Annotated in this window: 1 pseudogene; it reads left to right on the top strand. The window is 69.1% G+C overall.

The annotated features are described in order from the left end of the window. Positions 1-1293 (top strand): annotated as a pseudogene (locus tag EN914_RS35795) (chromosome segregation protein SMC); the annotation flags it as partial.

Raw genomic sequence — 1293 nt, 5'->3', positions numbered from 1 at the left:
GAAGGCGCGCTCGGGCGCTGGGATGGCTTTACCGCCAGTGCCGACGCGCCGACCGCCGCGGCGCAACGGCTGGCGCAGAAGAACCGGCTGGCTGAGCTCGATGCCGAGGCGATACAGGCGACGCTCGTCCTGCGCCAGGCCGAGGAGGCGCTGGGGGAGGCCGAACAGGCGCTCCGCCTGGCAAGCGAGGCCGAGCGCAACACGCGCCAGGCCGGTCGTGACGCACAGCATCGGCTGGACGCCGCCCGCAATGCACTGGCTGAGGCCGAGAGGGCCGGCGGCGAATTGCAGAGCCGGCGCGCAGCACTCGATGAAGCGCGCGCCCGCATCGTTGACAGCCATGAGGAGATTTCGGCCGCCTTCGCCGAGGCGGAAATGCTGCTGCAGGACGCGCCCGATCTTGGCGATCTGCAATTGCAGCTCGAACAGTCCTCGGCCAATGTCGCGCGCGACCGCGCCGCGCTTGCCGATGCGCGTGCGGTGCATGAGGGGCTGCGCCGCGAAGCCGAGGCGCGCGCGCGCCGGCTCGATGCCATTGGCGCCGAGCGCAGCAATTGGCTGGAGCGGGCCGAAAACGCCTCGACGCAGATCGCCTCGCTTGGCGAACGCAAGGCCGAGGCCGAGGCCGAACGCGAGCGGCTGGCGGATGCGCCCGATGAAATCGACGCCAAGCGGCGCGCCCTGCTGTCGCAGCTCACCGAGGCCGAAACCTTGCGCAAGGCGGCGGCCGACCGTCTGCAGGAAGCGGAGAACCGGCAATCCGAACTGGACAAGGCCGCCACCGGCGCCATCCAGTTCCTGGCCGAGGCTCGCGAGACCCGCGTTCGCGCCGAAGAGCGGCTGACCGCGGCCGACGAACGCCGGCTGGAGGTCGAGGCGCGCATCCAGGAAACGCTGAACACACCGCCGCATCTGGTTATTCGCCATACCGGTCTGGAGGCTGACAGCCCGATGCCTGAGATGCCCGAGATCGAGCGTCAGCTGGACCGGCTGAAGATCGAGCGCGAACGGCTGGGCGCCGTCAATCTGCGCGCAGAGGAAGAGCAGAAGGAGCTTTCCGACCGGCTGGAGGCGATCGTGTCGGAGCGCGAGGACATCATCGAGGCGATCCGCAAGCTCAGGCAGGCGATCCAGAGCCTCAACCGCGAAGGCCGCGAGCGGCTGCTTGCCGCCTTCGATGTCGTCAACGGCCATTTCCAGCGGCTGTTCTCGCATCTGTTCGGCGGCGGCACGGCGGAATTGCAGCTGATCGAATCCGACGATCCGCTCGAGGCCGGCCTCGAAATCCTCGCC

It is taken from the genome of Mesorhizobium sp. M7A.F.Ca.CA.001.08.2.1, assembly GCF_003998455.1.
Taxonomy (GTDB): Bacteria; Pseudomonadota; Alphaproteobacteria; order Rhizobiales; family Rhizobiaceae; genus Mesorhizobium; species Mesorhizobium ciceri.
The sequence above is the reverse complement of the archived record's forward strand: the minus strand, read 5'-3'. Positions and strand labels throughout refer to the sequence as shown.